Genomic DNA, 22,199 nt, shown 5'->3' on the forward strand with positions numbered 1-22,199 from the left:
CCCGGTCGGGCGGATCGAATTTTATCGAAAAACGATAAATTATGGTGGCGCCCGTGAAAAAAACGCTATCTTTGTACTTGCCCGCATACGGCATGATTCAAATTTAATACGTTCCTATATGAATTTCATCAAGACTTTTCTGGCCGCACTCCTGGCCTTTGTGCTCGGATCGCTGGCCATCCTGCTGTTCGGGATGTTCATCCTGTTCGCAATTGCCGGTTCGATGGAGCGGACCGTTACTGTCAAGGAGGGTTCGATCCTCAGGATCGACTTCTCGGAGGTCATCAACGACGCTCCCTCGTCGGACCCGCTGGCCGGATTCGACTTCCGTACGCTGCAGTCCACGCGCCAGCTCTCGCTGCTCAAGGTGCTCCGCACGCTCGAGGCCGCGGCGGTCGATGACCGGATCGAGGGCATCTACCTGCGCATGAACGGTACGGGCGGCGTTACGGGCACGGCCCTCATCGAGGAGCTGCGCGAGGCGATCGAACTCTTCAAGCAGAGCGGCAAGTTTGTCGTCGCCTACAACGAAACCTATTCGCAGGGGCAGTACTATCTGGCTTCGGCGGCCGACCGCATCTATCTCCAGCCCGAGGGCGGGATGGACTGGTCGGGACTTTCGACCAGCCTGATGTTCTACAAGGGTCTCTTCGACAAGCTCGACCTGAAGGCCGAGGTCTTCCGCCCGACGGTCTGCAAGTACAAGAGCGCCGTGGAACCCTATATCCTCGACCGCATGTCGGAGGCCAACCGCGAGCAGATGCAGGCGCTCGTCGATTCGATGTGGGGAACGATCGCCGAGGCTGTTGCCGCATCGCGCGGCATCGACGTGGAGCGGCTCAACGAGATCGCCGACAAGCTGCAGGTGACGCTCCCTGAGGATGCGCTGAAATACGGTTTCGTGGACGGACTCCTCTATGAGGACCAGATGAAGGAGGTCTTCGCCGAGCTGGGAGTCGAGGACGACGGCGAGGGCAACTACGATTTCGTGTCGCTCGGTGACTACGCCTCGATGGTGGGCGTGGATCTCGACAACCTCGGGGCCGACCGGGTGGCCGTCGTCTATGCCGACGGGCAGATTGTCGATGGCGAGGGCTACGGCGATGCCGTCTACGGCAATTCGCTCGCTGCCGAACTGGCCGACGTGCGCCGCGACGAGAAGGTCAAGGCCGTGGTTGTGCGTGTCAATTCCCCGGGCGGCAGCGCCCTGGCCTCGGATGTCATCTGGCGCGAGATGGAGCTGCTCCGGGCCGAGAAACCCGTTGTCGTGTCGATGGGCTCCTATGCCGCCAGCGGCGGATACTACATCTCCTGCCCGGCCGACGTCATTGTCGCCGACCGCCTGACGCTCACCGGCTCGATCGGTGTCTTCGGCATGTTCCTCAATCCGATCGACGCGCTCAAGAACAAACTGGGCATCACGCTCGACGGGGTGAAGAGCAACGCTTCGGCCGGCATGGGCTCCGTCGAGCCGCTTACGCCTGCCCAGCGCGCCTCGATCATGCGCGGCGTGGACAAGGTCTACGAGACCTTCACGCAGGATGTCGCCGCCGGGCGCAACCTTCCGATCGAGAAGGTGCTCGACATTGCCGGCGGTCGTGTGTGGTCGGGCAGCGATGCTCTCGGGATCGGGCTGATCGATGCTTACGGCGGACTGAAGACCGCCATTGCGCTGGCTGTGGACAAGGCCGGCCTGGGTGAGAACTTCCGCGTGGTCGAGGTCACGCAGCAGCCCAGCGGTCTGGCCGCCATGCTTTCGGCGCTCAATGTCAGCGTACGCAAGGCCTTCGTGCGCTCGGAGCTGCAGGAGCTCTTCGGCGGGTACGACCGCGTGCAGCGGCTGCTCCGCATGCAGGGCGTGCTGATGTATTCGCCCTACGAGGTCGAGTTGAGGTAACCGCCCGGGGGATGTGCTCCCCGGTTCCGTTTTCCGTGCAGGCGGTCCGCTTTCAGGCGGCCGCCCGCCCCTTTTTTGTTGTGCGTTCCGGATTTTTTCCCTGCCTCTTTTATGTCGTGCGTACCGAATTTTTGCGTATCTTTGTCGTATGGCAGTAATCAGATTGATCAAAGAATTTTCGTTCGAGGCGGCCCACGCACTCGACGGGTACGACGGCCCGTGCCGCGAGATTCACGGGCACTCCTATCGGCTCTTCGTCACGGTGGCCGGGCGGCCCGTGGCCGATCCCGGAAACCCGAAATACGGCATGGTGATGGATTTCGGCGTGCTCAAGCGCATCGTGAACGAGCAGATCGTCTCGCGCTTCGACCACGCCTTCGTCCTGCGCGACTCCGAACGGGGACGTGCCGTCCGGGAGGCCCTCGGGGAACGCTTTTCGAATATCGTCGTCGTGGACTATCAGCCCACGTGCGAGAACATGCTCGCCGACTTCGCCCGCCGCATCGCCTCCCGCCTGCCGGAAGGGGTCCGGCTCCATTCGCTGCGGCTCCACGAGACGGCCACGTCGTTTGCCGAGTGGTTCGCCGAGGACAACCCCGCATGATACATTCCACGCTCCTGTGAAGGAGGCAACACACACAGCCCCGCTATGAAAAAACTCTTCCTGGTAGACGCCTACGCGCTGCTCTTCAAGTACTATTACGCCTTCCTGGGCCGCCCGATGCGCAACCGCAACGGAATGAACACCTCGGTGGTCTTCGGCTTCGTGAAGTTCCTCCGCGACATCCAGAAGCGTGAGCGCCCCGACCTGCTGGGCGTGGCGTTCGATCCCAAGGGTGGCAGTTTCCGCCGCGAGATCTTCCCCGAATACAAGGCCAACCGCTCCGAGACTCCGGAGGACATACTCATTTCGGTGCCCTATGTCAAGCGGGTGCTCGAAGCCATGTGCATCCCGATTCTCGAAGTCGAGGGCTATGAGGCCGACGACGTGATCGGCACCCTCTCGCAGAAGGGGGCTGCGGCCGGCTACGACGTCTACATGGTGACGCCCGACAAGGACTACGGGCAGTTGGTACGCGAACACTGCCGTATCTACAAGCAGAAGGGTTCCGACGGGGCGATCGAGATCGTGGACCGCGAGGCCATCCGCCAGAAGTACGGCATCGACGATCCGGTGCTCGTGCGCGACATTCTCGCCCTGTGGGGTGACGCCTCGGACAATATTCCGGGGGTCCCGGGCATCGGCGAGAAGACGGCCTGCAAACTGGTGCAGGAGTGGGGAACGGTCGAGCGTATCCTCGACAACGTCGCTTCGATCAAGGGGCGGCAGGGCGAGAAGATCGCCGCATGGGGCGACAACCTCCGTCTGGCCAAGCGGCTGACGACGATTTGTCTGGACGTGCCGATCGATTTCCGCGAGGAGGAGCTCACGGTCTGTGCGCCCCACCTCGACGATCTGAAGGCGCTCTTCGCCGAACTTGACTTCAAGGCCTTCCTCAACGATCTGGCCAACCTCGCGCCCCCCGAGCCGCTGCCCGACGGACCGCGTCAGGAGGAGCAGCGCCAGCTGGCCGAGATGGCCCGGGCGAAGTCCGCGGCGGCGAAAAAGGCCGCGCTGGCCGGTCTGGGCAACCTCTTCGGCGAGCCCGTCGAACCGCTTCGGGGTCCGGTTCCCGTTGCCGAGCTGCAGGAGGCTGCCGACGCGATGCAGTTCCGCACGGCGCAGGATACGCCCCACGAATACCTGCTGGTGGGCGATGCCGAATCGCTCCGGCAGCTTGTCGGCGAGCTCTCCGTGCGGGACGAGTTCTGCTTCGACACCGAGACGACGGGGCTCGACATCTTCAACGACCGCATCGTCGGCATGTCGTTCGCCGTCGAACCCCACAAGGCGTGGTACGTGCCCTTCAGCGAGGAGTGCACGGCCGAATATGCAGAGATCATCCGTCCGGTATTCGAGAATCCGCGGATCGCCAAGATCGGTCAGAATGTCAAGTTCGACCTGATGGTGCTCCGGCGGCTCGGCGTGGCCGTCCGCGGGCGCAAGTACGATACGATGATCCTCCACTACCTGCTTGACCCCGAGTCGCGGCACAACATGAACACGCTGGCCGAACGCTACCTCAACTACCGGCCCATCGAGATCGAGACGCTCATTGGCAAGGGCCAGAAGCAGCTGACGATGGATCTGGTGAATGTCGAACGCGTGAAGGAGTACGCCGCCGAGGACGCCGACGTCACGCTGCAGCTCAAGCAGGTGCTCCTGCCGATGGTCGAGCGCATCGGGCTGCACGATCTCTACTTCGAGATCGAGGAGCCGATGATCGAGGTGCTGGCCAACATCGAGATGGCGGGCGTGCGGATCGATAGCGCGGCGCTGGCCGAATATGCCGTCGAACTGAACCGCACGATGGCCGAACTCGAGGCTGCGATCCGCACCGAGGCCGGGGAGCCGTCGCTCAACATCAACTCGACGCGGCAGTTGGGCGAGGTGCTCTTTGCGAAGATGCGTATCGCGGAGAAGCCCAAGATGACCAAGACCAAGCAGTTCTGCACCGACGAGGAGTATCTCCAGACATTCGCCCACAAGCACCGCATCGTGGACCTCATCCTCGAGTACCGCGGGGTGAAGAAGCTGCTCTCGACCTATGTCGAGGCGCTGCCGCAGTTGGTGAACCGCACGACAGGGCGCATCCACACGTCGTTCAACCAGGCCGTGACGGCTACTGGGCGTCTCTCCTCGACTAACCCCAACCTGCAGAACATCCCCGTGCGCGACGAGATGGGGCGCCGCATCCGCAAGGCCTTCATCCCTTCGGACGATGATCACCTGCTGCTCTCGGCCGACTACAGCCAGGTGGAGTTGCGCCTGATGGCCCACCTTTCGGGCGACGAGTCGCTCATCGCAGCCTTCGAACACGGCGAGGACATCCACGCCGCGACGGCCGCTCGCCTCTTCGGCAAGCCGCTCGCCGAGGTGACTCCGGAGGAGCGCCGGCGGGCCAAGACTGCCAATTTCGGCATCATCTACGGCATTTCTCCCTTCGGGCTGAGCCAGCGGCTGGAGATTCCCCGCAAGGAGGCCAAGGAGATCATCGACGGCTATTTCCGCTCCTATCCCAAGGTCAAGGAGTACATGGACCGCGTGGTGGAGAAGGCCCGCGAGGAGGGCTTCGTGGCGACGATCTTCGGCCGCCGTCGTTACCTGAACGACATCGCCTCGCACAACGCTGTGGCGCGCGGCCTGGCCGAGCGCAACGCCGTGAATGCCCCGATTCAGGGTTCGGCTGCCGACATCATGAAGATCGCCATGATCGATGTCCACCGCCGTTTCGCCGCCGAGGGCATCCGCTCGCAGGTGATCCTCCAGGTGCACGACGAACTGGTCGTGGACATGCTCCGCGAGGAGCAGGAGCAGGTCGTGCGCATCGTCACCGAGTCGATGGAGTCGGCTGCCCGGCTCAAGGTGCGGCTGGTCGCCGATGCCGGCGTGGGCCGCAACTGGCTCGAGGCGCATTGATCCCTTACTGCGGATACACCGCAAAATACAGAATACGATGACGGAAGCTCCCTATGTCCCCTCGCCCGATCGCTATGCCTCGGGCATGGTCTACCGGCGGGCCGGGCGCAGCGGTGTGCTGCTGCCGGCGCTTTCGCTGGGTCTGTGGCGCAATTTCGGCACCGAACGCCCTTTCACGGAGGTGCGCCGCATGGCGCACTACGCCTTCGACCGGGGGATCGTCCACTTCGACCTGGCCAACAACTACGGTCCGCCCTATGGGACGGCCGAGGAGAACTTCGGACGGCTCATGCAGCAGTCGTTCGCACCCTACCGCGACGAGCTCTTCGTTTCGACAAAGGCCGGCTACGACATGTGGCCCGGTCCCTACGGCAACTGGGGTTCACGCAAGTACCTCATGGCCAGTCTCGACCAGAGCCTGCGCCGCATGAAGCTCGATTACGTGGACCTCTTCTACACGCACCGCTACGATCCCGAAACGCCGCTCGAGGAGACCCTGCAGGCCCTTGTGGACATCGTGCGCCGGGGCAAGGCCCTCTATGTCGGCATCTCGCGCTATCCGCTCGAGGCGGCCCGCTTCGCCTTCTCCTATCTGGCCCGGCGCGACGTTCACTGCCTGCTTTTTCAGGACCGATACAACCTCTTCGACCGTCGTCCCGAAACTTCGGGCGTGCTGTCCCTCGCAGCAGAGGCGGGGTCGGGATTCATCGCCTTTTCGCCTCTGGCCCAGGGTCTCCTGACGGGGCGTTACCTCGACGGTATCCCGCAGGATTCGCGCATGGCCGCCGGGCAGTCGCTGCGTCGTGAGGTGCTGACCGGGGAGATGCTCTCCCGGATCCGGGAGCTCGACGCACTGGCCCGCGAACGGGGACAGTCGCTGGCCGAGATGGCTCTGGCGTGGCTGTTGCGCGATGCGAGGGTTTCGTCGGTGATCATCGGGGCCAGTTCGGTGGAGCAGATCGCGCAGAACCTGCGCGCGCTACAGAGTCCCGCCTTCTCGGACGGGGAGCTGGAGCGCATCGACGGCATCGCCCTCGGGTGACGGTGCCTTTCGGCATGGAAAACGGAAAGGGAGCACCCTCCACACGGGGAGTGCTCCCTTTTTCCATCGCCTCGGAGGCGTGTCAGAACGAGATGCCGACGCGGATGCCGAAGTTGTTGATGTTGTCGATCGAGTAGACCAGCAGGTCGCCGGTGTTGGTGGCATAGCCGTAGTAGAGCGCCACGTGGAAGCCCATGCGGTAGTCCGGGCGCGGGAAGATGCTGACACCCACTTCGGGCGACATGTAGAAACCCCACGTGTCGGTGTACTGCTTGATGACGTAGTAATAGGAGGACATCTGGGCATAGCAGGCTCCCATACGCATGCCTACATAGGGCTGGAAGACACTCTTCTTGAGCCAGTTGTATCGAGCCACGACGCCGAACGGAAGCTGGAACAGCGCGTGTTTCTGGTTGGTCGTCATGGCAGCGCCGTCACCCAGCTGGAGCGTTTGGCGCGAGATGTCCTCGAGGTTGGTCTGGTACGAGATGAAGGGACCGACGGTCAGGGCCGGCGTCACGAAGTAGCCGCCCTCGAAGTTCATGCCCCACCCCGAAGCCTTGTCCGCGAACTTGTCGCCCAGGGGAACCCCCATCTGCCAGTCGATGTTCACGTAGGAGTTCGGGAAGAGCTGCGCCTTGCCCGGCAGGGCAGCAACGAGCAGCGCGGCACACAGGATAACGGTTTTCAAGTGTCTATACGTTTTCATATTCGGTCGTATTTTCGGGTTCAATTATTTGGACAGATAGGGCGACTGCACGAAGGCCTGCTCCACGGCGTCGAGCGTGCGCTGCAGGTTGAGCGACGAGTCGCCGGTCAGCAGCCCGCCGGCGAAGCTGTCCCAGATGACCGGCAGTTTCTTGCCGCTCTGCTGGTCGGCCTCCAGGTCGAGCATCTCGGTCAGCAGCGAGCCGGCCGTGTAGCCGTAGTAGACGCCGTAGGGATAGTGCCAGCCCAGCCAGTCACCCCAGTAGCCCGGGGTCCAGTAGTAGGGATAGTACCACCACCAGTAGGGGTTGTTGTACCCCACGAAGTAGGTCACCTGCTCGACATAGCTCATTTGGATGCCCACGTTGGCTGCCGCCTTGTCGTAGGTGCGCGTATAGCCGGCGTTGTCCATTGCCGCGGCTACCGTCGCGATGATCTCCTGAGCGCTCTCGTCCTTCCAGTATTCGGTCCGGTCGCTGCCGCCGATCAGCAGGATGCTGTCCGGGAGAAAGTAGGTGTCGATGGCGGAGAAGTCGGTGCCGGTGTCGTGAGCCGTGTAGACCAGGTAATCCCCGTGCAGGTCCGATGTCGAAGGCTCCTTCTGGCACGAGCAGAACGCAACTGCTGCGAGTGCGAGTGCTGTGTAACGCAAATTTTTGACAATCATGGTTGTTGAAATTTTTTAGGTTTGCTGTCGCCCGTTCCGTCTCAAATTCCGTTCCCCGATGCCGGACCCCGGGCGCATCGGGGCCGTTTGGTGCATAAAGAGGTGATTTCGGGGCATGGAGCCCCGCTTCGGGACTCTCCGAAACGAAAAGAACCCGCAGGGTCTCTGCGGGTTCCGGTTCGTGAAGAGGGCCTTCGCCAAAGGGCCTATCTGTATCGGTGCGAGATGAGCGTCATGAACTCCTCGCGGGTGCGCTGGCTCGAGAGGAACACCCCCGTGAAGGCCGAGGTCGTCGTGGCCGACTGCTGCTTCTCGATGCCGCGCATCTGCATGCACATGTGGCTGGCCTCGATCACCACGGCCACGCCCATCGGGTTGAGCGCCTCCTGGATGCAGTCGCGGATCTGGACCGTCAGCCGCTCCTGGACCTGCAGGCGGCGGGCATAGCACTCCACCACGCGGGCGATCTTCGAGAGCCCGGTGATGTAGCCGTTGGGGATGTAGGCCACGTGGGCCTTGCCGTAGAAGGGCAGCATGTGGTGCTCGCAGAGCGAGTAGAGCTCGATGTCCTTGACGAGCACCATCTGCTTGTATTCCTCGCGGAAGGTGGCCGAGCGGATGATCTGCAGCGGGTCCTCGTCGTAGCCCTTCGTGAGGAACGACATGGCCTTGGCCACCCGTTCGGGCGTTTTCAAGAGCCCCTCGCGCATGGGGTCCTCGCCCAGCAGGCGCAGGATCTCGGCGTAGTGGTGCTTCAGCGCCTCGACCGTATGCGGGTCGAAACGCTCCTCCTTTTGGTAGTTTCTCTCTTCCATAGCGCGGCAAAGATACCCTATTTCCCGATGGAATGCAAATAGTCGGCGAGTTTCCGCACGGCGCGGGCCCGGTGCGAGACGGCGTTTTTCTCTTCGGTGGTCATCTCGGCGAAGGTGCGGTCGTAGCCGTCGGGGACGAAGAGCGGGTCGAAGCCGAAGCCCTCGTGGCCGGTTTCGTGATCGAGGATGCGCCCCTCGACGATCCCCTCGAAGAGGTGCTCCTCGCCGTCGAGGATCAGCGAGATGACCGTGCGGAAGCGGGCCCGGCGGTCGGTGACCCCCTCGAGGTTCTTCAGCAGCAGGCGGTTGTTGGCCGCAAAGTCGTGGCCGTCGGTGGCGTAGCGGGCCGAGTGTACGCCCGGGGCGCCGCCCAGTGCCGCGACCTCGAGTCCCGTGTCGTCGGCGAAGCAGTTGCGGCCCGTGCGGTCGTGGATATAATGGGCCTTCTGCGAGGCGTTGCCTTCGAGGGTCTCCTGCTCCTCGGGGATCTCCTCCGTGATGCCGCAGTCGCGCGGCGTCGAGAGGGTGAAGCCGTCGCCCAGGACGGCCTGCACCTCGCGGAGCTTGTGTGCGTTGTTGGTGGCGAATACGATTTCCATATCTTTTTTCAGCTTGGTTTGTCCGAGAGTCGGGTCAGGTAGTGGCGGTGGAACAGCTCCTCGAGCTCGTTTGCGGCGCGGGGGTACTCCTCGCGGCGGTAGACCGTGGCGATGCGGCCGTTGTCGAGCAGGTGGATGTCGTCGCAGAGCGGAGAGAGCGTCTCGAGCAGGTGCGACGAGACGATCACGGTGGCCCCGGCCTCCCTGCGGCGCAGGATGAGCTGCCGGGCGGCGTGGAGGCTCTCCATGTCGAGCCCGTTGAAGGGTTCGTCGAGCAGCAGCAGCGGCTTTTGCTGCATGAGCGTGACGGTGAGTGCGAGTTTGCGCTTCATGCCGGCCGACCACCCGGCCACGGGGCGGTCTACGGGCAGGCCGAAGACGCGGACGTAGACCGCCGGGTCCGACGAGGGGTTGTAGTGGGCGGTCAGGTCGAGCAGGTCGCGCCCGGTCATGCCGTCGTAGAAGAAGGTCTCGCTCTCGAGGTAGGCGATCTCGCTCCGCCTCAAGGGGTGCCCCGAGCGGGTGATTGACCCGCTGTCGGGGGTGACGAGCCCGAAGAAGGTGTCGAAGAGCGTCGTCTTCCCGGCGCCGTTCACCCCGACCAGTCCGTGGACGGAGCGTTCGGAGAGGTGCATCGTCAGGTTGTCGAGCACAGTTTGCGGGCCGTAACGCACGGTGAGCGAATCAATCGTAATCATGGAGGTAGCGGTTGAGGTTTTTCTCGGCCCGGCGGGCGTAGACGACAATCAGCGCCAGGGTGACAGGCAGCAGAGGCGGCAGGAGGAACCCGAGGTAGCCGATGCGCATCGCTCCCGGTAGGGGTGCGGCACCCTCCTTGGGACTGTAGGCGGCATATTTGGCCAGTACGGCATAAAGCAGCACGAGCGCCGCGAAGGGGGCCCATGCGGCGGCGAGCCATGCTGCTTCGGGATGGAGCGCCGCGGAGAGTGCGGCTGCGGGGAGCGTGAGCAGGAAGTAGTTGCGCCAGGCCGTGCGGGTCTTGAGCCAGAGCAGCGAGCTGCCGCCGCGTCCGGGCAGGAGCAGCAGCACGAGGGGCTCGTTGCGTGTGTAGCACTCGGTGCAGACGAGGGCCGCGAGGGCGAGGGCCGGGAAGCCCGCATAGGGGACGAAGGCGCTGCCGAGCAGCAGGAGCTCGATAAGGAGCGCAGCCGTGCGGTGGCTGCGGATGGTACCCGTCCATTCGGGAGAGTAGCCGAGCCATGCGATGCGGAGCCACGATCCGTTGCCCGTTCTGCTGCTGCGCCGGGGGATGAGGCAGCAGGCTGTGGCCGCAGCCTCTGTGATCAGGGCGTGGAGGAGGTGTCCCCGGGCTGCAAGCACTCCGGCGGGCAGGAGCGCCGCGAGGGCGTATTCGGCGGCCAGGTGGAGCTTCGGGCGGCGGAGTAGCCCGGCGAGCAGGCGCAGGTCGCGGCGCCCGAGGTGCAGGCGGACGACCGCCAGTACGGCGAGGGCTGCGGCGAGGGCCGGGCAGTGTCCTGCCACGAAGAGGAAGAGCGCGGCGGCAAAGGCGGCGAAGAGCGCCACGACGGGCAGTGACCACCCCACCATGCGGAGCCACCGCACGAGCAGGAGCCATCTCAGTCGGAAGAGGTTCATGGGCTATTTCACCACCTCGAGCCGGTCGAGCCGGTCGTCGAGGTCGAGTTTGTCGATGATCGTGCGGACGAGCAGGTCCATGTCCGAGCCTTCGGTGTAGTCGGCCGGGCAGACGTGGTTCACGCGGTTGTCGTGGATGAGCGAGGCCATCTCCTTGCGGGCCCCCTTCTGATCGGGGTTGTAGACGGCGATCGAGTGGCCGCCGAAGTTCTTCACCAGCCGCATGCAGGGGATGTCGGTCGTGCCGTCGCCGACATAGATCATGTGGTGGAACGGAACGGGACGCTCCTTTTCGGGGATGTAGCGGTTCACGAGCTTCGAGTCGAAGACCGATTCGACCCCCTTGTTGATCTTGAAGATGAACTGCGTCTTGTTGGTATAGTTCACCGCCACGGCGGGCCAGTAGGCGATGCCGTCCACGTCGTAGAGGAACGAGCAGGCGTATATCTTCCGGAATTCGTGGGCGATCTCCGTCCCCTCGATGATCTCCTTCAGGCCCGAGGAGTTGATGTAGTGCAGGATGCGGATGCCCCGCTCGGCGCCGTAGCGGTTGATGCGCCCGAACCACTCCTTCACGCCGCGGTAGAGCGTCACGCGGCGCCCCGACTCCTGGAAGGCCTCGCGGCGCAGCGACAGTCCCTTCGACTTGGCCTCCTGGATCATCCGGGCCATGTAGGTGAGGACCATGTCGGCATCCTGCTCCTCGGCCAGCGTGTTGGCCTCGGTCCAGAACTCCTTGTTGCTCTTGCCGACGGCCGGAATGAAGTCATACTCCTGCATGTTGCCCGGGGAGAGCGTGCCGTCGAAGTCGTAGATCAAAGCGATGGTGAATCTGAAATCCATGGTTCCCGCAGTTTGTGAACTTCAAAAATATCCAAATTTTGCTATTTTTGCAAGCAGAAACCCCGAAAAACCTCGGAATTATGGAGTTCAAGAGCCTGATAGCACAACGCCGTTCGATCCGCAAGTATTCGGACCGTCCGGTTCCCCGCGACGTGATGGACCGCATGTTGGCCGAAGCCCTCACGGCCCCCTCGGCGCGCAATACGCGCACGACACGTTTTCTTGTAGTGGACGACCCCGCGCTGGTGGCCCGTATGGCCGACATGCGCGATTACGGGTCGGCATTTCTGAAGGGCGTGCCGGCGGCCGTGGTCGTGCTCGGCGACACGACGACGAGCGATCTGTGGCGTGAAAACGCCGCCATTTCGGCCACCGTGCTGCAGCTTGCGGCCGTGGACGAAGGGCTGGGTTCGTGCTGGGTGCATGTCTGCGGGCGGCCCCGCCGCAAGGACGATCCCGAGGGCGAGCAGGCGGCCGACTACCTGCGCACCTTTCTGCCGATCCCCGAAGGCTGCGAGCCCCTGTGTGTCATTGCGCTCGGCTACTCCGACTTCCATCCCGCGCCGCTGCCCGACACGGACGATGCGAAGCGGATCATCCGCCTCTGATTCCCGACCCGGTTGCGGCCGTGGAGGCTCCGGAGCATCGGACCCCGGGGCCCGGGTGTCTTATCTTGTCAAACCCCCAAAAATGTGAAAAGAATGAAAGGAAAACTGATGTTTGCAACCGCCTCGGCGGCGATCCTGATGCTGGCCGCATGCGGCGGACAGGCGACGAAGTCTCCGGGGACTACGGTCGGTGAAGGACTGCGTTTCTGCGAGAGTACTTATCCCTATGAGGGTGGCGTCCTGATCGCCAACTTCGGGACCGAAGAGCTCAACCCGCTCAACGGCGAGGGCAAGGGCTATATCGTCCGTTACAAGGCCGGTGAGGCCCCGCAGGTGGTGATCCCGGCCGACGGGAACCTCTCGGCGCCCAAGGGCATGTTCCTCCGCGACGGCCGTCTGTTCGTCTGCGACGTGAACAAGGTGGTGGTCTACGACTTGAACCAACCCGGTGCCGCTCCCCAGGTGGTTTCCTTCCCCGAGGGCGAGCTCTTCGTCAATGACCTGGCGGCCGACGGCAACGTGCTCTACGCTTCGGTGACCAACACCGGGCGTATCTTCCGCCTCGACATCTCCGATCCGGCGGCTGTCGGCGCTCCCGAGCCGTGGCTGGAGATTCCCGGGCCCAACGGGCTGGTGATCCGTGACGGGGCGATGTACGTCGCCTCCTACCCTGCCGACGGGCAGACGACCGACGCGCACGTCATCTACCGCATTGCCGACCTGTCCAACCCCGTGGCGGAGCCTTTCGTCGCGCTTCCCGGACAGTACGACGGCATCGCCTTCTCGGGCGACGGGAAATCGCTCTACGTGACCAACTGGTCGCCGGCCGGCCTCTCGCGCATCGATCTGGCGACGCGCGCCGTGGAGCCCGTTGCCATTGAGCTGGAGCAGCCGCTCGCGGGCCCGGCCGACATGACCGTGGCCGACGGCGTGGTCTATGTGCCCGACCTGCCCAACAGCCGGGTGGTGGTCTTCGCCGAGTAGAGGGCGCGGATGTCCTGCAGGTGATATGACGAAGCGGTCCGGGATCACTCCCGGACCGCTTCCGTCTGTTTGTGCGGCGGTGCTACCTGTTGTGGTGGTGCACCGGTTTGATGTCCTTGATGCGCAGCTGGGTGGTCACCGTGCCGCGGTAGTGGTTCTCGACGATCTGGTAGCAGACGTCGATCGGGCGTCCCGAGCGTACCCACTCGAAGTGGGTGGGCTGCTGGAAGGCGATCGCCTGGATTCGCGTGTTGGGCTTCTGGCGCTGGATGAGATCCATGCGCAGGTGCTCGCTCTCCATGCCGACCAGCTTGGCGTCGCCGTGGTTGCTCACGCCGTAGGTCACGAAGACCGGGGCCGTGTTGCCGGGACCGAAGGGCTGGAAGCGGTTCAGGTCGCGGCGGAAGGCCGGCGTGATGTCCGAGAAGAGCAGCTCGCTGTCGATATCGACCTGCGGGACAAGCATCTGCGGGTCGATGTTCTCCTCGACGTAGGCGTTGAAGCGGCGCGTGAACTCCCCGACGTGTTCCGGACGCATCGTGAGCCCGGCAGCATACATGTGGCCGCCGAAATTCTCGAGCAGGTCGGAGCACGACTCGACGGCCTGGTAGAGGTCGAAGCCCGGCACCGAGCGGGCCGAGCCCGTGACAAACCCGTTGCTCATCGTGAGTACCACCGTCGGGCGGTAGTAGGTCTCGATCAGACGCGAGGCTACGATCCCCACGATGCCCTTCATCCATTTCGGATTGTAGATCACCGTGCTCTTGAGCGTCTTCATCTCGGGGTTGCGCTCGATGTAGTCGTGCGCTTCCTGAGTGACGGAGCGGTCGATCGACTTGCGGTCGCTGTTGTACGAGTCGATGACGTTGCCGAACTCCTCGGCCACGCTTTCGTTGCCCTCGATGAGCAGCTCGACGGCCGCATGCCCGCCCGAGGGCGAGGCGTTCTCGTCGTTCTCGTCCATGCGCATGCGCCCGGCGGCGTTGATGCGCGGACCGATCTTGAAGACGATGTCGTCGATGGTGATGTTGTGTTTGTCCAGACCGCAGATCTTGATGATCGACAGCAGCCCCTTCGACGGCTCGCGGTTGAGGTTTTTCAGACCGAAATAGGCCAGGATGCGGTTCTCGCCCACCAGCGGCACGATGTCCGAGGCGATCGAGACGACCAGAAGGTCCAGCAGCGGCAGGATCTGTTCGAACGGGATCCCGTTGCGCTGGGCATAGGCCTGCACCAGCTTGAAGCCCACACCGCAACCCGACAGTTCGTCGAACGGGTAGGAGCAATCGACCCGCTTGGGGTCCAGAACGGCTACGGCGCGGGGAATCTCCTCGGCCGGGAGGTGATGGTCGCAGATGATGAAATCCACGCCTTTCGACTTTGCATAGACGACCTTTTCCGTGGCCTTGATCCCACAGTCGAGGGCGATGATCAGCCCCACGCCCTTGCGGGCGGCGAGGTCGATTCCCTTGATCGAGATACCGTATCCCTCGGTATACCGGTCGGGGATGTAGAACATCAGGTTTTTGTGCCCGATCTGGCGCAGGAACTTGTAAACCAGCGCGACGGCCGTGCAGCCATCGACGTCGTAGTCGCCGTACACCATGATCTTCTCATTGTTACGGACGGCCTGTCCCACCCGCTCGACCGCCTTCTCCATGTCCTTCATCAGGAACGGATCGTGCAGGTCGGCAAGGCTCGGTTTAAAGAACTTCTCCGCCTTGTCTACGGTGTCTATGCCTCTTTGTACGAGCAGATTGGCCAGGATGGGCGAAATCCGCAGCGCGGCAGCGAGCATGGCTACCGTCGCGGGGTCGCCCTCTGGCTTCACTACCCAGCGTTTTTCTATAGGCATACGTGTTATTGTTTATATATTTTAACATTTAATATCTCACTTAAAAGTTCCACAACCGAACGTTTCACCTCCTCCATCGGGACGTTTCGGCCCGTCTCCGAGAGGATCGACGTCACCCCGCGATCGGTGAAGCCGCAGGGGTTGATGCGCGAGAACCACGCCAGGTCGGTCGATACGTTGAGCGCGAAGCCGTGCATGGTAACATAACGTGACGATCGCACTCCTATTGCGCAGATCTTCCGCACCGGCCCCTTTCCGCCGGGAGTGACTCCCTTGCCGAGCCAGACGCCCGAGGCGCCGTCGATGCGGCCCGCCTCGATACCCTGGCGGGCGACGGTGCGGATGACGGCCTCTTCGAGAGCGGCAATGTAGGCGCGCAGCCCGATGCCGAGCCGCTCGAGGTCGAGGATCGGGTAGCAGACCAGCTGCCCCGGGCCGTGGAAGGTGATGTCGCCGCCGCGGTCGATGTGGTAGAAGCGGGCACCCATCCGCTCGAGCATCTCGCGCGGGATGAGCAGGTTCTCCGCATGTCCGCTCTTGCCGAGCGTGTAGACCGGGGGGTGCTCCACGAGCAGGACCGTGCCGACGGGATCGTCATCCGTTGCGGAGTGCTCCTCTGCGGAGTCTCCGGCGGGGAATACGGTGCTGCCTCCGGCGTCCCGCTCCGCCCGCTTGCGGGCAACGTGGGTGTCGAACAACTCCTGCTGCAAATCCCAGCAGGCTTTGTAATCCATCAGGCCGAGGTCCCGGCAGTATGCCTTCATCCGTTACAAACTTTTCACACTTCGGAGCGCCTCTTCGGCCATGTACGAGGAGCGTACCAAGGGTGCGCTCGCACAGTAGTCGAAGCCCATCTCCAGTGCTCGGAGCCTGTACCATTCGAATTTTTCGGGAGTGATGTACGCCGCAACGGGGTAATGCTCCAGAGTCGGCCGAAGGTACTGACCGAGCGTCACAATCCTCACACCTGCCTCGCGCAGGTCACGGAGGGTCTGCAATACTTCGTCATCGGTCTCGCCGAGTCCGACCATCAGTCCGCTCTTGGTCACCACGCCCTGTCGGGAGAGGTAGCGCAGCGTCTCCAGGCTGGTGCGGTACTTCGCCCTGGAACGCACAAGGGGAGTCAGTCGCTCGACGGTCTCGATGTTGTGCCCGATGATGTCGGGCTTCGATGCGATCACGATGTCTTCGAGTTCGGGACGCGCATCGAAATCGGGAATAAGGAGCTCAATTACGGCGTCGGGATTCTGTGCGCGGATGGCCTCGACGGTTGCGGCCCAATGGCGGGCGCCGCCGTCCGGAAGGTCGTCGCGCGTCACGGAGGTTACGACGACATACCTCAGTTTCATCAGGGCGACGCTTTCGGCGACCCGGGCGGGTTCCTCGGCGTCGGGGGCAAGCGGATGTCCCGTGCGGGTGGCACAGAAGCGGCATCCGCGGGTACAGATGTCTCCCAGAATCATGAAGGTCGCCGTGCGACGGCTCCAGCACTCGGCCTGGTTGGGGCACATCCCGCTGCTGCAGATTGTATGCAGCCGGTGTTTTTCGACGATGTGCCGCACTTCGGCCCACTCGGGGGTGCGGTGCAGGCGGATCTTCAGCCATCCGGGTTTTTTCAGGACATCTACCTTGTCATAAAACTTCGGCATTTAAGTTCATTATTTTCCAATTGATGCAAAAATAACGAAAAAGATTGAATATTCCTATACCCTTTTCATGTTTCTTGCGAGAATGCCGGTCGGAAAGCCGTGCGGAATGGATCGGTTGCGGGAATCGGAGTCGGTCGGTCGGATAAAGAAAAGAGGCCCTGCACCTGCCGGTACGGACCTCTCTGGTTAGGTTAGTTAGGTTAATGAGAGTGGGGAACCCCACGTTCGATGAAACAAAGATAGATCGAATTTTACGAAAATGCAAATATTTTGTGATATTTCTTGAAATTTTGAGGCGATTTTTAAACCATATTGTAATTAAGATTTTTTAATTTCCTTTCGGTTCGTAAGTTTTTGATTAACGTTCCGCGCCGCTTTCCGCAGCCTTTTCCGGCACGGAGACCTCTTCGCCGGCAGCAGCCGGAACCTCGTCGGTCTGGGAGTTCTGGTGGCGGTGGCGATAGGTGGCCGGAGTCATCTGGTATTCCTTCTTGAAGAGTTTGATGAAGTGCGAGGTGTTGGGGAAGGTGCATTCGTTGCCGATCTCGGAGATCGACTTCGACGTCGAGATCAGCAGCAGACGCGAGTGCATGAGCCGCTGGCGGATGAACCATTTGTGGGGCGGCATCTGGAAGTGGCGCCGGAACTCCTTCTTGAACGAGGTGAGCGAACGGTGCGTCAGCCGGGCCAGTTCCTCGATCGAGATGTCCTTGAAGATGTGGTCGTAGACGATCTGTTCGAAGTTCTCCTTGGCGGCATCGACGTTGCTCAGCAACTTGCTCTTGATGCAGCAGTCCTCGTGCGAGGCGATCAGGTAGATCAGTTCGGTCATCTTGATGTTCTCGGCCGTCTCGTCGTGGCGGAACTCCTCGTCGCGCAGATAGTTGTTCGTATTGACGAAAAAGTTGCGCAGCGAGTTCCATGCGGACATGGCCACGTGGGTGCGGTTGCGGCAGTTTTCGCACGAGTGTTCGTTCGATATGTTCAGTCCGTAGGTGATGTTCAGGTGCATGAGGATGCGCTGCAGGTCCTCGGGCGTGTAGTAAAAGAGCACTTCCTCGTAGGGTTGGCTACCGTCGGGAACGTTTTCGATGTAATGGTGTCCGAGCCCCAGGTAGAAGACGTCGCCGCGTGCAAGCGTCTGGCGCTTATCTCCGTCGTAGATGTATTTCGTCCCGCGCAGGATGTAGCCGATGGCATAGCGGGACAGGATCTGGGACTGGATTCCGTTGTGAAGCGATTCCAAATACTTCACGATCATCGGCTGTTGGGCCGATGAATTCATTGAATTCTTCATGCGAATTGTATTTTAAGTTTTTCTGAACAAAGAGTTGCGTCACATTTGTTCAGTCTCAAATATACAATTTTAAATTTTTAATTTGTCAAAATCCATAACACAAAAAAGCGAAATTGTGTAAATAGACCTCTTTACAGCATGAAGATGACTAAATATATTATTGCAAAATAACGTTGGCTACGGCTACGGCGAGCAACGCGGCGTAGAGCGGTGCGGCAATCGGGCGGCGGACACGCACGAAGAGGAACGGGAGCAGCAAAGTAACCGGTACGGCGAGCAACGTGACTGTTTCGGCGGTTGCGGCCGGGCTGCAGAGCGATCCGCATGCAAGGATCAGCGTGATGCACGCGAAGAGCAGGATGAAGCGCGGTTTGGTCCCTACGGCGTAGCGGTCCGCGAAGACGAAGAGGGTGGAGAGGAGCCCCAGTACAACGGCCGCACCGGCAAAGAGTAGTTTTGGGAGCGGGAGAAGCGCTTCGGGTGTCGGGAGCGGGCCGCAGGTGAGTAGCCGGCCGAACAACAGCAGCGGTGCGGCGAAATCGCCTCCGACGCCCCAATTGATGTAACAGAGGACGAAGAGCGGAAGCAGTACGCCGGCAAGGGCCACCGTGAGCTCGCGGAGCGTCCTGCGGAAGAGCTGTACGGCCAACGGCAGCAGCAACAGCAGCGGCAGTGCGGCGGGTGCGACGAGCGGCAGCAGCCCGAGGTAGAGCGAGGCGCGGAAGATGGCGTCGAAGCCGAATCCGTTGCGGAACGAGCGGGCGTAGTTCTTGGTGGCGAGGGCCAGCAGAGCCGGAGCCGCGCACGAAGAGAGGAAAGCGCCGTCACCGATGCCGCAGAGCAGGATGCCGTAGAGCGGGATGGCGAGGCACGTGCCGACCGAGTAGAGGTTGTTCCGTGCCGTAAGCCGTCCGATGCAGAGTCCGGTAAAGAGGATCAGCAGTCCGCCGATCCAGCGGGAGCCGCCCGGGTGGTGTGCCTCGAAGTCGGCGAGCCATTCGCCCGGGAAGCGGATCATCATGCGGTCGTGAGGCTCTTCGGTGAGGGCTTCCGCAGTTTCCGGATCCGCTCCGGATGCTGTTGTCTCTTCGGCTGTCGTTATCTCCGTGTCGGCAACGGGCGCTCCGTTTCTCCCGGAATGCGTCGAGTCGGCTGTGGCGATCGGTTGGTTGGGATGCGTCGCCTGCAGGCTCTCCGTGCCGTGCCCCGGGCTAGCCGTATGGGCTGAAATTGCCGGGATTGTCTGGGTTGTCCCGGGTCCGATGGTCAGGGCGAGGCTGTCGCGGGCGAAACCGGCCGGCATACCTGCAGTTGGCTGCTGGGCAGCGGGTGACGGGACTGTCGGGTCGGATGCCGCGTGGTCGGGTTGCGCTGCAGCTTCCATGTGCTCTGCAGCATGCGCAGTCTCTGCGGACTCTGCGTTTTCCGCAGCTTCTGCGTCCAGTCTGTATGCGGCTACACGTTCCGAGAAGGATTGCGGCATCGCAGCCGGGCGTTTCGCGGCGCCCCACATCGCCACGGCGGCGAGTATGAGGAGCGTGAGGAAGGCCGGGATGAGCTGCTGTCGGGCGATGTCGAATTTCATGATCGTGGCGCGGTTGTGGGGCAAAAGTAGCGAAAATGCGGGAATATTGTGTAATTTTGTCGTGTGATGTTGGAAAACCAGTTTCAATACGAACTGCTCGAGGCCGGGTGCGATGAGGCCGGGCGCGGCTGTCTGGCCGGGCCGGTCTTTGCTGCGGCAGTGATTCTTCCGCCCGATTTTCACGACGAGCGGCTCAACGATTCGAAGCAGATGACCGAGCGCAACCGCGATCGGCTGCGGGAGGTCATCGAGCGCGAGGCTGTCGCCTGGGCAGTCGAGGCGGTTTCGGCGGCGCGCATCGACGAGATCAACATCCTGAACGCTTCGTTCGAAGGAATGTCGCTGGCGGTCGGCCGGCTCGATCCCGCTCCGGGCTTCCTGCTCATTGATGGAAACAGGTTCCGTACGCAGCTGACCATCCCCTACCGCTGTATTGTTAAGGGCGACGGCAAATATGCCGACATTGCGGCTGCCTCGGTACTTGCCAAGACCCACCGTGACGAGTATATGCGCCGTTTGGCTGAGGAGTATCCGCAGTACGGCTGGCTTCAGAACAAAGGCTACCCTACGCGGCAGCATCGGCTGGCCATTCGCGAATACGGTCTGACTCCCCACCATCGACTCTCGTTCAACCACGAGATCGACCAGCTTGAGCTTCCTTTCTGACCGGAACGGCCTTTTTTCTGCCTTTTTCTGCCTGTTGTGGCGTGTGGTTGCCCTTTTCCCTCCGAGACCTCACCTTTGCGCTTTTCGGGCTTTGGCTGGCTCGCAACGGCCCCTCTCTTCCCCTTGTTTTCTGGTCTGAGAACGCCTGCTCGCGGCTCCGATGCATCTCGTCCTGTTCTCCTCCGGCCTCCCCCATGTCCCTATCAGTTTCTACACCTGTTCTCCTCTTCTTCGGGTTGTGTCTCCCAACGTTTCATGCAAACAAAAAAAGAGCAGACCCGAAGGTCTGCTCTCTCGTTTGGTTTGTCCCTGAATCAATATCCCAACGACTTGGAAGCCGCATAGGAGATCTTCAGGGCGTTGGCCCGACGGAGCTCCTGCTTCACGTCGGTGACGATACCCATCTTCGTGGCCTGGTCTGCCTTGAGGCAGATGGTCATTGCCGCGCGATCGGCCTCATTGAGCTTGTCGCGCTCGGCGGCTACGAAGTCCAGGATGTCCCGGGTCGTTCTGTAGGAGTCGTTCAGCTGGATACGCGGGGCAGTACCGAACTGCGCCTGCATGGCCAGCGTGGGCTGTCCGATGTGGATGAAGCTGACGAGCGATTTCTTCTCGAGCTTCTGTACCTCGGTTGCCTCCGGAAGTTTGTATCTGACGAGCAGTTCCTGATCACGCATGGTCGTCGATACCATAAAGAAGAAGAGGATCATGAAGATCACGTCCGGAAGCGAAGCGGTCGAGATGCCTGGCAAACCCTTGTTGCCCTTCTTTTTCATTACTGCCATGGCTTTACTTCTTTATATTTACCGGTTCGGCCTCCGAAATCTTCAGAGGTACTGCTTTGGATACTGCGTTGCGCTGCTCTTCGTTGAGTTCTGCGAACTTCGAACCGAACTTGCGCTGTGCAACCTCGTCGCGCACTTCGTTGAAGGCGCGCGCGAGCTCATTCTGTACCATGATGTAGGACTGGTAGCCCGTGTCGCGGGTGGTTTGCAGGGAAACCACGCCCTGGCTGACGGGATAGGTCCAGGTACTGCCGTCCGGAAGCTCGATGTCCTCGTCCTTCTTCTCGGGCAGATCCTCGCTGTCGAGCGGGTTGAGGATGAACTCCTTGACCTGATCCTTGAGCTCGCGAAGATCGATCACATTCTGCTTGCCCTCGATTCCTGCCATGATGTTTCCGCTACCCGAGATAAGTACCAGATACAGGTTGCGCTGCTTGACCTTGATCTGCTCCTGTTGTTGGTTCTCAGGAGGCAGGGGCGGAAGCATGCGGACCAGACCCGTATCGGTGTTCATGGTAGTGGCTACCAGGAAGAAAATCAGCAGCAGGAAGGCGATGTCGGCTTGAGATCCAGCATTGATATCTGGTGTTTTTCTTTTATCTATTGCCATTGCCTATTCCTTTTTCTACTTGAATGCACTCCAAATTTCAGTAACTACGGCCGTAACGAAGGCTGCCGCAAAAGCGACATAGGTCACCAGAATGCTCGTTTCGGTGATGACCGTTTCGGTGTGGCCGAAGAATCCGTTGTTCTGAAGGTCCACGATGTTGATCGTGTGTCCGGCCGAGTAGAAGTAGGACACGCCGATGATGATGATGACCAGAGCCAGTGACAGGATGGCTCCCTTGATGCCTGCCGGGTTCTTGATCATTCCGAAGATCGCGCAGAAGATGGCCGAAGCGACGGCGAACGCGAAGAGGAAGTAGCCCCACATCAGGTTTGCACTGATTGCGGCCTCGGATCCTCCGGTCGCGATCGCGTAGACCATAAGCGCAATCGTGATGACCAACAGAACGCCCAGCAATATGTTAAATATCTTTTTCATATTTGCTTTTGACTTTT

General features: G+C 61.6%; 22 protein-coding genes. 7 read left to right on the plus strand and 15 right to left on the minus strand.

Annotation, left to right across the window (positions count from 1 at the left end; all coding sequences use genetic code 11):
• Nucleotides 1–118: 118 nt before the first annotated feature.
• The 4 genes from sppA (at nt 119) to QZL63_RS07045 (ending at nt 6,459) form a co-directional block, all read left to right on the plus strand.
• Nucleotides 119–1,897 carry a signal peptide peptidase SppA gene (gene sppA / locus QZL63_RS07030; RefSeq protein WP_022308616.1) on the plus strand — a complete coding sequence of 593 codons (1,779 nt, stop codon included), beginning with the start codon at nt 119–121 and terminating at the stop codon, nt 1,895–1,897.
• 148 nt (nt 1,898–2,045) lie between these two features.
• The gene (locus QZL63_RS07035; protein WP_022308617.1) at nt 2,046–2,501 is read left to right on the plus strand and encodes a 6-pyruvoyl trahydropterin synthase family protein; all 456 of its coding nucleotides are present in this window, start codon (nt 2,046–2,048) and stop codon (nt 2,499–2,501) included.
• A 45-nt stretch (nt 2,502–2,546) separates the two neighbouring features.
• The gene (gene polA / locus QZL63_RS07040; RefSeq protein WP_022308618.1) at nt 2,547–5,417 is read left to right on the plus strand and encodes a DNA polymerase I; all 2,871 of its coding nucleotides are present in this window, start codon (nt 2,547–2,549) and stop codon (nt 5,415–5,417) included.
• Nucleotides 5,418–5,454: 37 nt separating this feature from the next.
• On the plus strand, nt 5,455–6,459 hold the full coding sequence (locus tag QZL63_RS07045; RefSeq protein WP_022308619.1) for an aldo/keto reductase: 1,005 nt from the start codon (nt 5,455–5,457) through the stop codon (nt 6,457–6,459).
• 82 nt (nt 6,460–6,541) lie between these two features.
• Here QZL63_RS07045 and QZL63_RS07050 read toward each other — a convergent pair whose 3' ends face one another.
• From QZL63_RS07050 to QZL63_RS07080, 7 genes are all read right to left on the minus strand, one after another.
• Entirely contained in the window at nt 6,542–7,168 is a 627-nt protein-coding gene (locus QZL63_RS07050; protein ID WP_022308620.1) for an outer membrane beta-barrel protein, read from the minus strand.
• Between the two features lie 24 nt (nt 7,169–7,192).
• Nucleotides 7,193–7,834 (minus strand): DUF4136 domain-containing protein, encoded by a 642-nt coding sequence (locus QZL63_RS07055; RefSeq protein WP_022308621.1) that lies wholly within the window; start codon nt 7,832–7,834, stop codon nt 7,193–7,195.
• A gap of 206 nt (nt 7,835–8,040) precedes the next feature.
• A complete protein-coding gene (gene folE / locus QZL63_RS07060; protein WP_022308622.1) occupies nt 8,041–8,649 on the minus strand; it encodes a GTP cyclohydrolase I FolE in 609 nt (202 codons plus the stop codon).
• A gap of 17 nt (nt 8,650–8,666) precedes the next feature.
• Complete coding sequence (gene rdgB / locus QZL63_RS07065) at nt 8,667–9,248, minus strand: RdgB/HAM1 family non-canonical purine NTP pyrophosphatase (protein WP_022308623.1); 582 nt, start codon at nt 9,246–9,248, stop codon at nt 8,667–8,669.
• An 8-nt stretch (nt 9,249–9,256) separates the two neighbouring features.
• A complete protein-coding gene (locus QZL63_RS07070; protein ID WP_022308624.1) occupies nt 9,257–9,946 on the minus strand; it encodes an ABC transporter ATP-binding protein in 690 nt (229 codons plus the stop codon).
• Nucleotides 9,933–10,865: a hypothetical protein gene (locus tag QZL63_RS07075; RefSeq protein ID WP_022308625.1), complete on the minus strand. Its 933-nt coding sequence runs from the start codon at nt 10,863–10,865 to the stop codon at nt 9,933–9,935. Before QZL63_RS07075 ends, QZL63_RS07070 begins: the two co-directional genes overlap by 14 nt.
• A 3-nt stretch (nt 10,866–10,868) precedes the next feature.
• On the minus strand, nt 10,869–11,708 hold the full coding sequence (locus tag QZL63_RS07080) for an HAD family hydrolase (RefSeq protein ID WP_022308626.1): 840 nt from the start codon (nt 11,706–11,708) through the stop codon (nt 10,869–10,871).
• An 80-nt stretch (nt 11,709–11,788) separates the two neighbouring features.
• Here QZL63_RS07080 and QZL63_RS07085 point away from each other — a divergent pair, with 80 nt between their 5' ends.
• Both QZL63_RS07085 and QZL63_RS07090 read left to right on the plus strand, forming a co-directional pair.
• Nucleotides 11,789–12,316, plus strand: coding sequence for a nitroreductase family protein (locus QZL63_RS07085; RefSeq protein ID WP_022308627.1), 528 nt, complete (start codon nt 11,789–11,791; stop codon nt 12,314–12,316).
• A gap of 93 nt (nt 12,317–12,409) precedes the next feature.
• Nucleotides 12,410–13,300, plus strand: coding sequence for an SMP-30/gluconolactonase/LRE family protein (locus QZL63_RS07090; protein WP_022308628.1), 891 nt, complete (start codon nt 12,410–12,412; stop codon nt 13,298–13,300).
• Nucleotides 13,301–13,382: 82 nt separating this feature from the next.
• Here QZL63_RS07090 and recJ read toward each other — a convergent pair whose 3' ends face one another.
• The 5 genes from recJ to QZL63_RS07115 all read right to left on the minus strand — a co-directional run bounded on the left by recJ (nt 13,383) and on the right by QZL63_RS07115 (nt 19,686).
• Nucleotides 13,383–15,155: a single-stranded-DNA-specific exonuclease RecJ gene (gene recJ / locus QZL63_RS07095; RefSeq protein WP_022308629.1), complete on the minus strand. Its 1,773-nt coding sequence runs from the start codon at nt 15,153–15,155 to the stop codon at nt 13,383–13,385.
• A 5-nt stretch (nt 15,156–15,160) separates the two neighbouring features.
• Nucleotides 15,161–15,919, minus strand: coding sequence for a lipoyl(octanoyl) transferase LipB (lipB, locus tag QZL63_RS07100; RefSeq protein WP_022308630.1), 759 nt, complete (start codon nt 15,917–15,919; stop codon nt 15,161–15,163).
• A gap of 3 nt (nt 15,920–15,922) precedes the next feature.
• Nucleotides 15,923–16,804 carry a lipoyl synthase gene (gene lipA / locus QZL63_RS07105; RefSeq protein ID WP_022308631.1) on the minus strand — a complete coding sequence of 294 codons (882 nt, stop codon included), beginning with the start codon at nt 16,802–16,804 and terminating at the stop codon, nt 15,923–15,925.
• 358 nt (nt 16,805–17,162) lie between these two features.
• Nucleotides 17,163–18,101, minus strand: a complete 939-nt coding sequence (locus QZL63_RS07110) for an AraC family transcriptional regulator (RefSeq protein WP_022308632.1) — start codon at nt 18,099–18,101, stop codon at nt 17,163–17,165.
• Nucleotides 18,102–18,258: 157 nt separating this feature from the next.
• A complete protein-coding gene (locus QZL63_RS07115) occupies nt 18,259–19,686 on the minus strand; it encodes a hypothetical protein (RefSeq protein ID WP_290586364.1) in 1,428 nt (475 codons plus the stop codon).
• A 66-nt stretch (nt 19,687–19,752) separates the two neighbouring features.
• On the opposite strand from QZL63_RS07115, the gene QZL63_RS07120 reads away from it, so the two are divergent.
• Entirely contained in the window at nt 19,753–20,352 is a 600-nt protein-coding gene (locus QZL63_RS07120; RefSeq protein ID WP_022308634.1) for a ribonuclease HII, read from the plus strand.
• 314 nt (nt 20,353–20,666) lie between these two features.
• On the opposite strand, the gene QZL63_RS07125 is transcribed toward QZL63_RS07120, so the two are convergent.
• From QZL63_RS07125 to QZL63_RS07135, 3 genes are read right to left on the minus strand one after another with little or no spacing between them, the layout of a single operon-like run.
• The gene (locus QZL63_RS07125; protein WP_441293896.1) at nt 20,667–21,137 is read right to left on the minus strand and encodes an ExbD/TolR family protein; all 471 of its coding nucleotides are present in this window, start codon (nt 21,135–21,137) and stop codon (nt 20,667–20,669) included.
• Between the two features lie 4 nt (nt 21,138–21,141).
• Nucleotides 21,142–21,747, minus strand: a complete 606-nt coding sequence (locus tag QZL63_RS07130; protein WP_022308636.1) for an ExbD/TolR family protein — start codon at nt 21,745–21,747, stop codon at nt 21,142–21,144.
• A 15-nt stretch (nt 21,748–21,762) separates the two neighbouring features.
• The gene (locus QZL63_RS07135; protein WP_022308637.1) at nt 21,763–22,182 is read right to left on the minus strand and encodes a hypothetical protein; all 420 of its coding nucleotides are present in this window, start codon (nt 22,180–22,182) and stop codon (nt 21,763–21,765) included.
• Between the last annotated feature and the right edge of the window lie 17 nt (nt 22,183–22,199).

Origin of the sequence: Alistipes sp. CAG:268 (genome assembly GCA_000434235.1) — a bacterium.
Classification (GTDB): domain Bacteria; phylum Bacteroidota; class Bacteroidia; order Bacteroidales; family Rikenellaceae; genus Alistipes; species Alistipes avistercoris.

What these genes read in the sequence shown, in the direction of transcription:
- sppA (WP_022308616.1), top strand. Translation starts at nt 119, where the DNA reads ATGAATTTCATCAAGACTTTTCTGGCCGCACTCCTGGCCTTTGTGCTC.
- QZL63_RS07035 (WP_022308617.1), top strand. Translation starts at nt 2,046, where the DNA reads ATGGCAGTAATCAGATTGATCAAAGAATTTTCGTTCGAGGCGGCCCAC.
- polA (WP_022308618.1), top strand. Translation starts at nt 2,547, where the DNA reads ATGAAAAAACTCTTCCTGGTAGACGCCTACGCGCTGCTCTTCAAGTAC.
- QZL63_RS07045 (WP_022308619.1), top strand. Translation starts at nt 5,455, where the DNA reads ATGACGGAAGCTCCCTATGTCCCCTCGCCCGATCGCTATGCCTCGGGC.
- QZL63_RS07050 (WP_022308620.1), bottom strand. Translation starts at nt 7,168, where the DNA reads ATGAAAACGTATAGACACTTGAAAACCGTTATCCTGTGTGCCGCGCTG.
- QZL63_RS07055 (WP_022308621.1), bottom strand. Translation starts at nt 7,834, where the DNA reads ATGATTGTCAAAAATTTGCGTTACACAGCACTCGCACTCGCAGCAGTT.
- folE (WP_022308622.1), bottom strand. Translation starts at nt 8,649, where the DNA reads ATGGAAGAGAGAAACTACCAAAAGGAGGAGCGTTTCGACCCGCATACG.
- rdgB (WP_022308623.1), bottom strand. Translation starts at nt 9,248, where the DNA reads ATGGAAATCGTATTCGCCACCAACAACGCACACAAGCTCCGCGAGGTG.
- QZL63_RS07070 (WP_022308624.1), bottom strand. Translation starts at nt 9,946, where the DNA reads ATGATTACGATTGATTCGCTCACCGTGCGTTACGGCCCGCAAACTGTG.
- QZL63_RS07075 (WP_022308625.1), bottom strand. Translation starts at nt 10,865, where the DNA reads ATGAACCTCTTCCGACTGAGATGGCTCCTGCTCGTGCGGTGGCTCCGC.
- QZL63_RS07080 (WP_022308626.1), bottom strand. Translation starts at nt 11,708, where the DNA reads ATGGATTTCAGATTCACCATCGCTTTGATCTACGACTTCGACGGCACG.
- QZL63_RS07085 (WP_022308627.1), top strand. Translation starts at nt 11,789, where the DNA reads ATGGAGTTCAAGAGCCTGATAGCACAACGCCGTTCGATCCGCAAGTAT.
- QZL63_RS07090 (WP_022308628.1), top strand. Translation starts at nt 12,410, where the DNA reads ATGAAAGGAAAACTGATGTTTGCAACCGCCTCGGCGGCGATCCTGATG.
- recJ (WP_022308629.1), bottom strand. Translation starts at nt 15,155, where the DNA reads ATGCCTATAGAAAAACGCTGGGTAGTGAAGCCAGAGGGCGACCCCGCG.
- lipB (WP_022308630.1), bottom strand. Translation starts at nt 15,919, where the DNA reads ATGAAGGCATACTGCCGGGACCTCGGCCTGATGGATTACAAAGCCTGC.
- lipA (WP_022308631.1), bottom strand. Translation starts at nt 16,804, where the DNA reads ATGCCGAAGTTTTATGACAAGGTAGATGTCCTGAAAAAACCCGGATGG.
- QZL63_RS07110 (WP_022308632.1), bottom strand. Translation starts at nt 18,101, where the DNA reads ATGAAGAATTCAATGAATTCATCGGCCCAACAGCCGATGATCGTGAAG.
- QZL63_RS07115 (WP_290586364.1), bottom strand. Translation starts at nt 19,686, where the DNA reads ATGAAATTCGACATCGCCCGACAGCAGCTCATCCCGGCCTTCCTCACG.
- QZL63_RS07120 (WP_022308634.1), top strand. Translation starts at nt 19,753, where the DNA reads ATGTTGGAAAACCAGTTTCAATACGAACTGCTCGAGGCCGGGTGCGAT.
- QZL63_RS07125 (WP_441293896.1), bottom strand. Translation starts at nt 21,137, where the DNA reads ATGGCAGTAATGAAAAAGAAGGGCAACAAGGGTTTGCCAGGCATCTCG.
- QZL63_RS07130 (WP_022308636.1), bottom strand. Translation starts at nt 21,747, where the DNA reads ATGGCAATAGATAAAAGAAAAACACCAGATATCAATGCTGGATCTCAA.
- QZL63_RS07135 (WP_022308637.1), bottom strand. Translation starts at nt 22,182, where the DNA reads ATGAAAAAGATATTTAACATATTGCTGGGCGTTCTGTTGGTCATCACG.